This window comes from Sphingomonas sp. P3_C6, assembly GCF_056402595.1.
The window spans coordinates 117,429-126,136 of record NZ_JBFUHB010000012.1 but is presented as its reverse complement, the minus strand read 5'-3'; the positions used below and the strand labels follow the sequence as shown (position 1 = coordinate 126,136).

General features: G+C 60.0%; 7 protein-coding genes and 1 pseudogene. 1 reads left to right on the top strand and 7 read right to left on the bottom strand.

Going from position 1 to position 8,708, the window contains the following annotated elements; genetic code table 11:
* The 3 genes and pseudogenes from AC1DT7_RS13665 to AC1DT7_RS13655 all read right to left on the bottom strand — a co-directional run.
* Nucleotides 1–186 (bottom strand): transposase (locus tag AC1DT7_RS13665; RefSeq protein ID WP_478035524.1); only part of this gene is annotated, 186 nt, incomplete at its 3' end.
* A gap of 130 nt (nucleotides 187–316) precedes the next feature.
* A pseudogene (locus AC1DT7_RS13660) lies at nucleotides 317–1,500 on the bottom strand (IS701 family transposase).
* Nucleotides 1,501–1,587: 87 nt separating this feature from the next.
* Nucleotides 1,588–2,877, bottom strand: a complete 1,290-nt coding sequence (locus AC1DT7_RS13655; RefSeq protein WP_478036561.1) for an exopolysaccharide biosynthesis polyprenyl glycosylphosphotransferase — start codon at nucleotides 2,875–2,877, stop codon at nucleotides 1,588–1,590.
* Between the two features lie 332 nt (nucleotides 2,878–3,209).
* On the opposite strand from AC1DT7_RS13655, the gene AC1DT7_RS13650 reads away from it, so the two are divergent.
* Entirely contained in the window at nucleotides 3,210–3,551 is a 342-nt protein-coding gene (locus AC1DT7_RS13650; protein ID WP_478036560.1) for a WecB/TagA/CpsF family glycosyltransferase, read from the top strand.
* Between the two features lie 183 nt (nucleotides 3,552–3,734).
* Here the strand turns inward: AC1DT7_RS13650 and AC1DT7_RS13645 are convergent.
* The 4 genes from AC1DT7_RS13645 to AC1DT7_RS13630 form a co-directional block, all read right to left on the bottom strand.
* Nucleotides 3,735–4,692 (bottom strand): IS630 family transposase gene (locus AC1DT7_RS13645; RefSeq protein WP_478036559.1). Its coding sequence is split into 2 segments (ribosomal slippage): nucleotides 3,735–4,371 and nucleotides 4,370–4,692, totalling 960 coding nucleotides; the frame shifts between segments, so codons are not numbered across the junction.
* 188 nt (nucleotides 4,693–4,880) lie between these two features.
* The gene (locus tag AC1DT7_RS13640) at nucleotides 4,881–5,864 is read right to left on the bottom strand and encodes an acyltransferase family protein (RefSeq protein ID WP_478036558.1); all 984 of its coding nucleotides are present in this window, start codon (nucleotides 5,862–5,864) and stop codon (nucleotides 4,881–4,883) included.
* A 107-nt stretch (nucleotides 5,865–5,971) separates the two neighbouring features.
* Nucleotides 5,972–7,032, bottom strand: a protein-coding gene (locus AC1DT7_RS13635; protein ID WP_478036557.1) for an IS630 family transposase whose coding sequence is annotated in 2 segments (ribosomal slippage) — nucleotides 5,972–6,508 and nucleotides 6,511–7,032 — 1,059 coding nt in all. Because the reading frame shifts where the segments join, the coding sequence is not laid out codon by codon here.
* 442 nt (nucleotides 7,033–7,474) lie between these two features.
* Complete coding sequence (locus AC1DT7_RS13630) at nucleotides 7,475–8,668, bottom strand: glycosyltransferase family 4 protein (RefSeq protein WP_478036555.1); 1,194 nt, start codon at nucleotides 8,666–8,668, stop codon at nucleotides 7,475–7,477.
* Between the last annotated feature and the right edge of the window lie 40 nt (nucleotides 8,669–8,708).

The following is an 8,708-nucleotide window of genomic DNA, read 5'->3' as shown; positions in this document are numbered from 1 at the left end:
TGGCCTCATGTTGCCGTGGCCGGGAAACGCCGATCCAGGGTCGCCTTCCGCTTCGCGGATCCACTTGCGCAGCACGTTCGCATGCACATCCAGATCGCGCGCTGCCTGCGATGCCGAAACGCCACGCTCCAATACCAGCTTCACCGCCTCGAGCTTGAACTCCCGGCTGAACTTCCGTCGTTGCATCGTCACCCTCCGGTTCCAAAAACACCTTATCTCGGTGTCCACGAAACCGGGTGCAGCTCAACGTGAGGATTCCGGATGGCCGATGACGCCCCCTTGCGTCTGACCAGCCCAGTCACATCAATGGCCCGCTCTACGTCGTTCGCTGGGGGCCGTCCGTCGTCCGAAGAGCGATCATGGACATCAGGGCATGTCGGTGCAGGCCTTTCCAAGAACGCCCTTCGAAGTGGTCGAGGCCGAGTTCTTCCTTGAGTTGCTGATGCGCCTGTTCGCAGACCCAGCGCGCCTTGATGGCACCGGCCAGTTGCTTGATCGGCGTGCCGGCGGGCAAGTTCGAGAGGTAGTACTTGCGCTCGCCGGTAGAGCGATGTTCGCCGACGAGCCAGACCTCCTCGCCGGCAAGTGCTGGGCGCCCATGTCGTGGATACGCTGCGGTGACCCGTCTGCCACACGCACGCGAACGGCGGCGAAGCGGGCCGAGAGTTTGCCTTTGGTGCCGCGCCGCCAACTGACCTTGCGCCATGGTGCCATCTCAAGCATCGCCTGCGCCGAGACCGAAGTTATGTCGGGTATCGCGTTTTTTCTCGGACGCCCGCGATTGGCGACGGGAAAGATCATGCTGACATCGGCGGGGTAAACCTTCTGTTTGAACGGGATGCCAACAGCCCAAGCGAGGCCGCGCTCGCTCAGACCTGCCGGAAGGGCGCAGAGAGACCGTATCCGGCATCGGCAAGGACACAGCCAAAGCGAACACCGGCAGCGCAGACCCGGTCGATCTCAGCGAGTGCGATCTCGGGCTTGGTCCGGTAAGGTCGCAGTTCCTCTGGAACCCCGGCGCGATCCAGGCGGGCCGCATCACTCGTCCAGCTCTCCGGCGGGAACAGACGCAACCCCACCATCACAGGCACCTCGCGCGATGCCAGCGTCACCGACACCAGCGTCTGGCAGTTGGCGTTTTTGCCGAGCGCCGAGGCATACTGCGGCGCTACGCCAACCGAGTGCCGCCCCTTCTTGGGCAAGGCCGTATCGTCGATGATCAGCCAGGCATCATCGCCCCCGACCAGCCGGTCGGCCTCAGCAAGAAGTGCCCCCCTCGAGCGGAGCTTCATCCCAGACGCCGCTGCCAACGAAGTGATGAAGCCGGTCGTAGCTGACCTCGTCGGATCACGCCGCCATGGGCTGCACACTCTTGCGATCTCCGGGGCCAATCAGGCCCGCAATATAAGCCGGGCACATCCGTCGGCGCGTCTTGTTGCGCAACACCGCGGCGAACGGCGAAAGCCAGGTCTCGAGTTCGCTCCGCCAGTCCGCTTCCATCGCCAGCCTCCACAAAAGCTGGCTCTCTATGAATCAGTGATTTCCCACCTTGGGAATCCCAAAAATCACACTTCTGCCAAAGTAGTGCTAGTAGGCGTTCGGATGAAGAATGACCCGGACAGTTCTGAACAGGATCCAGACGTCCTTCAATAGCGACCAGTGATCCAGATACTCCAGGTCGGCCTGGAGCCTTTTGATCAGGTCGCTTTCCGAGTGTGTCGCACCGCGATAACCTCTGACCTGCGCGAGGCCTGTAAGTCCCGGCTTAGTCGTGTGGCGATGCCAGTAGCGCTCGTCGATCTCCCAGAATAATTTGTCGGCGGCCCGGGAGCCAAGCGCGTGTGGCCTCGGCCCGACGATGCTCATGTCGCCCATGAGCACGTTGAGTAGTTGTGGGAGTTCGTCCACGCTCGTCATGCGCAGGATTCGCCCTATACGGGTGATGCGGTCATCATCCTTGGCGGCTGATCTCCGTCCTCGGCTGTCCGCTTTTTCGTGCCGCATGCTGCGGAATTTGAAGAGCCGGAACTGTTCGTTGCCGCGACCGATGCGGGTCTGCACGAAAAAGACCGGCCCTGGGGATTCAAGCTTGATGAGGAGCGCGGTTAGGACGAGTGCCGGCAGCAACAATGTCAGCGCCGTGCCCGCGACCAGAAGGTCGAATGCTCTTTTCATCAGCCGATCCGTCAGACGAAGCGGGCCGTTCGCAACGACGACCGTAGGAGTCTCCTCCAGACGTCCCTGACCCAGAGGGGCGAGCGCGGCCAGTTCGGGAACGATGATCTCGCTGCGGATGTTGGCGCCCTTGAGGGCACGGGCCCAGCTCTGGCGTCGCTCGGGCGCGCAGCTTACAATAACGCGATCCGCCGACCCCAGGGCCTTTGCCAGCCTGTCGTACATGTGTGGATCGTGACTGTCGGGATCGATATCATGGTCCATGGGCTTCAGCAGTACATGGTTGGCTGATGGAACGGGATTGTCGCTGTCCACCATCAGGATCGAGATATGCGCCTTTCCACCAAGGATTTGCTCAGCCCGGCCAACGAAAATATATCTTCCTATCGCTACGAACACCGTGCTCACCAGCATGCCGATGATCATTGTCAGTCGAGAGAAATTTGCGCTTACCTTAAGGCAGAATGCGACCAGTACGATTGTCGCCAGCGTGATCAACAGAGCCTTGCTCGCAGTCTTGACTGCGACGAATCTCGAGTTGAGGCTTATTATGTCGTAGGCCCTGAGGTTGATTGCCAGGACAAGGTATATTGGGGTGATCGCGCCCAGATAGGGTAACCATTCGGTATCGTAGAAGCCTCTGCCGAGTAGCGTACGGGTCAGCGCGAAGCCGCAAATGATGCCGAGGAGATCGATAGACATCAAGCTGACGATAAAACGGGCACGCAATATACCGCGACCGCCTCTCTTTCGGAGGCTGTCCGATTCGGATGGACCCACCTGGATGCTACTTTCCCCCCACTCGGCGTCCATTTGCCAACCTTGCTCAAAAGGTTTCTAAGCCATTCCTAACCTTGCGCTCGCGGAGGACGTTTGGTGCTTCGCGCGACCTTTTTCCGCGCTGCAACAGCGCTCGGCGCCCCCATACATCAGCGGGGCGATGTCGACACCATCTGTTTATCTCCACGGCGAACTCCAACTCGTTTTTATATCACTTTGGCGCATCCGTACCGTTGCGGCCTCATTTCATATGGTTGCCTGAACAGGATCAGGCGATTGTCTCCAAGATATCTGCGGCGAAACCCGACATCATCTGGGTGGGGCTCAGCACGCTGAAGCAGGAATATTGGATGCGCGACAATGTCGGGCGGATCCCAGGGGCGACGATGATCGGCCTCGGGGCGGCATTCGATTTTTACGCCGGCGATGTAAAGCGCGCCCCGAAATGGATGCAGGAAAATCGCCTTGAGTGGCTGCACCGTCTGTTGGGCGAACCCAGACGGCTTTGGCGGCGCTACCTCGTTTTTGCGCCGACCTTCGCTGTGAAGGTTGCGTGGCAGGAGGTCAGTCGGGTCTTGCGGCGTCAGACTGGATGATAGGGTCACGCCTCCACCGTTTGCGATCATAGTCCGAAGCGTATCGTGAGGGCTTGCTTCACAGTGACGAGCCCATCAAAGATTGAGCACGAAAAGTGGCTGCCCCAGGCACTTCTCCAAGCACGAGGAAGCCCAGTTGCTAGGCTCCTTGCCGCTGCAGTTGCGGCCTAGAGCGTCGTGCGTTTAATCTGACGCATATCCTGCGTGTTTGAGGAAGTTCCAGCATTCCTCAGGGGTGTAGAGGTCGCAGATATTACCGACTGCCCGCCAAAGGTCGTCGATGCTTCTGGCCTTTACGCGCCTGAGATGGGCTTTGAGTTTGGCGAAGGCCATTTCGATTGGATTGAGATCGGGGCTGTATGGCGGCAGGAACACGAACCATGCACCGTGTTCCTTGAGGATCGCCTTGGCTCGCTCGCTTTTATGGCTCGACAGATTGTCGAGGATGACGACATCGCCGGGGCTCAGGGTCGGCGCCAACTGGGTCTCGACATAGGTTTCGAAGATCTTCCGGTTCATCGGCGCGTCGATGATCCAGGGTGCTGTCAGCCCGTCATGGCGAAGGGCAGCGATGAAGGTCTGCGTGCCCCAATGGCCGAAGGGGGCGCGTGCTCTGAGCCGCTCACCTTTGCGGGCCCGACCTCGCAGCCTGGTCATCTTGGTGGTCGTCGCGGTCTCATCGATGAAGACCAGCCGATGCGGCTCACGGGCCATCCGCGGCTGGCGGCCGCGTCGCCATGTCCGCCGTCGCTCGGCAACGTCAGCGCGTGCGGCTTCGTCGGCCAGCAGCGTTTTTTTTGACGGTATAGCCCGACGCCAGAAGCAGCCGCGAAAGCGATGTCGGGTGCGCGATCACGCCGCACTCGGCTTCCAGCAGCGCTGCAAGCTCCGGCATGCTCATGTCCGGCTCGGCCTCAACCCAGGCGATCAACCGATCCTGATGGGCCGCCAGCTTGCCGCTGCCACGTGGACGCCCCTGACGCGCCGGTTCGAGCGACCCCGTCCTCGCCATGCGCTGCGCCAAACGAACGCCCGTGCTCGCGCTTACGCCAAAACGTTGTGCAGCGGCTCGCCGCGACTTGCCCAGAGCCACATCGCCGTAAACCCGCTCTCGAAGATCAACCGAATGTGCTTTGCCCATGATCCACCTCCGATCACGGTGAATCACATCCCGCACACAAAGGGAATCCCGTCGATTCAGATTTTACGCTCGCCGCTCTAATTATCGATATTGTCGAGCAAGGGAGCGGCCCGCTGAGTGATATCCAGTCATTCCGTCCGTCATTTCAGCGCCGAACGGGCTGGGGCAACACTAGCTGTTGAAGAACGTCAACGCGCACGCCCTGCAATGCCCAGCAAGGGCGCGACTCCCGGAACCCGGTGGGCGACCGCCCGGACGGCAAAAAGCACAGCGATCGCTACGACTAACGTTATTAAGAATGCAGCGGGCGCGGCGAGTTTTGGGTAAATCCAGCGTTGACACGCGAATATGATCAATGGGTGCCAGAGATAGAAGAACAGTGAATCGGCACCCATCGATTCGAGAACCGGAATGTTGACCCGCATGGATATTACGTGTGGAAGAAGCGCGATGAACGCCAGATTTGTCACAAGGAAGACCGGAACTTGGTGCGGTCCGGGCGGAATGTAGAAGCAGATCTGCCACAGAACCACGCCGGCAAGACTTATCCACAACGGTAATAACCATTCTGATACGCCCCGCTTCGCGACCAAGATGCCGAAGAAAAAGAACGGCGCCATCGTTATGAACCGGGGGTCTGGCAGCGGAACTTTGAATAGCGGCCCATCGTAACTGCCGACGCCGTAAAGTAGCATCCAGCCCACACCGGCGCAAAGCGAAAGCGCGAAGAGTATGCGGGGGCTGATGCTGCCGACATATGACACCGCCATGAAAAAGCACAGCGCGGGTATGTACCAGAGGTGAAATTTGGGTTTCACCAAAGCTGAGATAAGCGCCGATAGGTCGAAGCGCTCGATCATCATGGGCGTGAATACGAGGAAAGCGACCAACCACGCTGCAATCATTCTGTGCCAGTATTTTCCGGCCGCCTCTGACGGAGATAGGCGTCTGAACGATTCTAGATTGAATAGTAGACCGGATAGCCCCAAAAATACCGGCATGTGAAAGCCATATATTTCCCATTTGATCGGGTCTTCCCCCAAGCCCCGCACGAACAGGTGGCCGATCATCACCAACAAGATGAGACCCCCCTTTAGGGCGTCGATCGTTGGATTTCTTACGCTGGTTCCCTCTGTCAGGCGATTGGGAGATTCGAGGTCGGCGGTCGTCACTCCCAATCGATACTGCGCAGTGTCCGATCTCGCAACGCGAATGAGAGGACCGGCCGGCCGAAAAACATTTCCAAGCCGTCGCCGGGCCTTATACCGCCGCGCATTGATCAGAACCCATGTGCCCACTGACGCGGTCCGATGGACATGATGCGCCATGGTTGGTTGACGAGGGTGTTCCAGGCGAAGCAGCAATGGTCGACGATGTCGTCGTAGGATGTGAAAATGCGGTTGGACAGCCAGTTGTCGCGCATGAACTGCCACAGATTTTCGACGGGGTTGAGTTCCGGGCATCTTGGCGGCAGCGGCATGAGAGTGATGTTGGGCGGAACGACCGGTTCGGCTGATCCGTGCCATCCGGCCTGATCGAGCAACACGACGGCTTGTGCGCCCGGCGCGACGTGGAAGGCGATCTCCTCGAGATGCATGCTCATCGCCTCGCTGTTGCACTTGGGCATGACGATCCCGGCGGCCTTGCCTTCAGCGTGGCAGATCGCGCCGAAGATCCATGCCGAGGAGCGGCGTTGATCCTTGGGTGCCGAGGGGCGGGTGCCGCGCCTGGCCCAACGCCGGGTGAGTTTGGTCTGCTGGCCGACGCGGGCTTCGTCCTGCCACCACAACTCTACCGGCGTACCTCTCGGGAGCCGCCGCTTGATCTGCGCCAGACGGTCGACGAAGCTTTTTTAAAATCGATAATGTCATCGGGCTTCTGGCCAAGATGCCGAGGCCGCGCGGAAAGCTTGCGATAGCCCATCGCGCGAAGCTCGCGGCCGAGGGTGTGGCGCGTGATGGAGAGCGCGAACTCATCCCAGATCCACTGCGACAGATCGGCGAGCCGCCAGCGCACCACGCCATGCGCCGCAGGGATCGGCCCCGCCTCGACAACCGCCGCAAGCCGGGCGCGCTGTTCATTGTTCAGGATCGAGGCCCGTCCCGGTGCCTTTCGCGTTGACAGACCATCGGGGCCGCTCTCGTTGAACCGCAAGACCCAGTCGCGCACGATCTGAAGCGTCACACCAGCAACCTTCGCCGCGTCACTTCGGCTCCCGCCGTCCAGGATCAGCGCTACCGCCAATAGGCGCCGCACCTGATCCGCATTACCACTTCGTCGGGCAAATCCACGCAAATCTGCCGGTGTGTAGTCAGATTGAACGCCAATCGCTGCCGCCATCGCAAGCCTCCGTGTGCCCGCAACCTCGAATCAGATTTTCAGCAGCTTGGGAATCCCGAAACGTGAGTCAGCATCACCGCGCCTTGGTATAAGCACTTTAGGCAAGCATCTCGCACTTGCTGCACTCGTTTCCACGCTGCGCCGTCTGGAGGTTCCCGCTATTGTGCGCAGTCGGTTTGTCGCAAACGGTGGGTCAGGATTAAAGGCCGCTCCGAACGGGGACGCGTCTTGACGAGCGGTTAAGGTGAAATCGCTATGCATATTTCGGTCTGCTAAAAGAGCGCGTTCGTGACATTGGTGAAGGTATCGGGCCGTTGCCATGATCCGAAAAAAGGTGAGCCATAGTGCCGTAGGTGGGATCTGGCTGCCACCACGGATTTCTTGATCAGAGCGGCATGGTCGTATCCTACTTATATAAACGCGACCGACACGCTAGAACCAGTCAGGCGCCGCGGAAACGGGCGATTGCGTGCCCGTATATCTCCATTAGCGAATCATGGTTTGGCTTCTCGGTATAGCGGGCTTCGAACTCGAGGCGCGCGGCATTGCCGAGCGCGGCAAGGCTGGCGGAATCTTGCCAATACCGCCTCACGTTGGCCACCAAGGATGGGGAATTGCCCGGCTCGAAGACGAGACCAGTTCGTCGCGCCGTGACGATTTCAGGGAGCGAACCGATATTCGATACCGCTACAGGCGTACCATGCGACATGGCTTCCACTAGAACCATCGGAAATCCCTCAAACCATTCGGAAGGGAGCAGCATGAGGCGCGCCGTGGCGATTTCAGCCTGCGCTGCCTGGCCGTCGAGTTGGCCCAGGAACTGGATTGGTAGGCCTTCCGCGCTCGCCCGCAACTCCTGTTCGAGTGGTCCGCCGCCCGCAATCTTGAGCATCGGCGCGTTCGGCCCCCATTGGCGCCAAGCCTCAATCAGGGTCGATACGCCTTTTTCGGGCGAGAGCCGACCGACATAGAGCGCATGATAGCCGCGCTCGTCCCAAGGGAGGGGAGGTGTTGTTTTCGAGGTGAAGTTCGGTTTGACATGGACTTTGTCGCCCGGCAGCCCGGCATCGACCATAATTGCGCGCTGGAAGGCGGTAAGTGCGATGAATGCGTCGACCTCACGCTGCCAGGTACCATATCGACGATGCAATTCTATGTTCGTTGCAAGGGGGGCGGTCGCGAGGCGGCTGCCGCGATAACAGCCATGGCGGAGGGCAGGTATTGCCGATCGCTTGTCTAGGCAGAGTGTGCATACCCGATTCTCGCGCATCGGGATCCCGGCGGCGCAGAACAGTCTGTAGTTGTGCAGTGTCAGCACGCGTGGGGCGATGTCCGATAATGTGGAGAAAATGGCGGGGGACAGCATCGGGAAGCTATTGTGGACATGCACGATATCCGGCACGAAGCGTGCAGCCTCGACGCGGAGCAGGGCTGCTGCGCGCGGATTCCAGGGCGTGCCCAAGGCGCCGATAATCGCACCCCGGATACCCATGCGCGCCAGGTCGTCGCTGTGGCGCGCAAACAGGGCGACCTGATGGCCGCGCGACTCGAGCATGGCGAGTTCGTTCGCGACGACCTGATTCTCGCCGGACGGACTGTCGGAACGGTAATAATTGTGAACGATCAGAATCTTCACGCTCGACCCCTCGAACCATCGTCAATCACATTAGGCCCGG

What these genes read in the sequence shown, in the direction of transcription:
- AC1DT7_RS13655 (WP_478036561.1), bottom strand. Translation starts at nt 2,877, where the DNA reads ATGTCTATCGATCTCCTCGGCATCATTTGCGGCTTCGCGCTGACCCGT.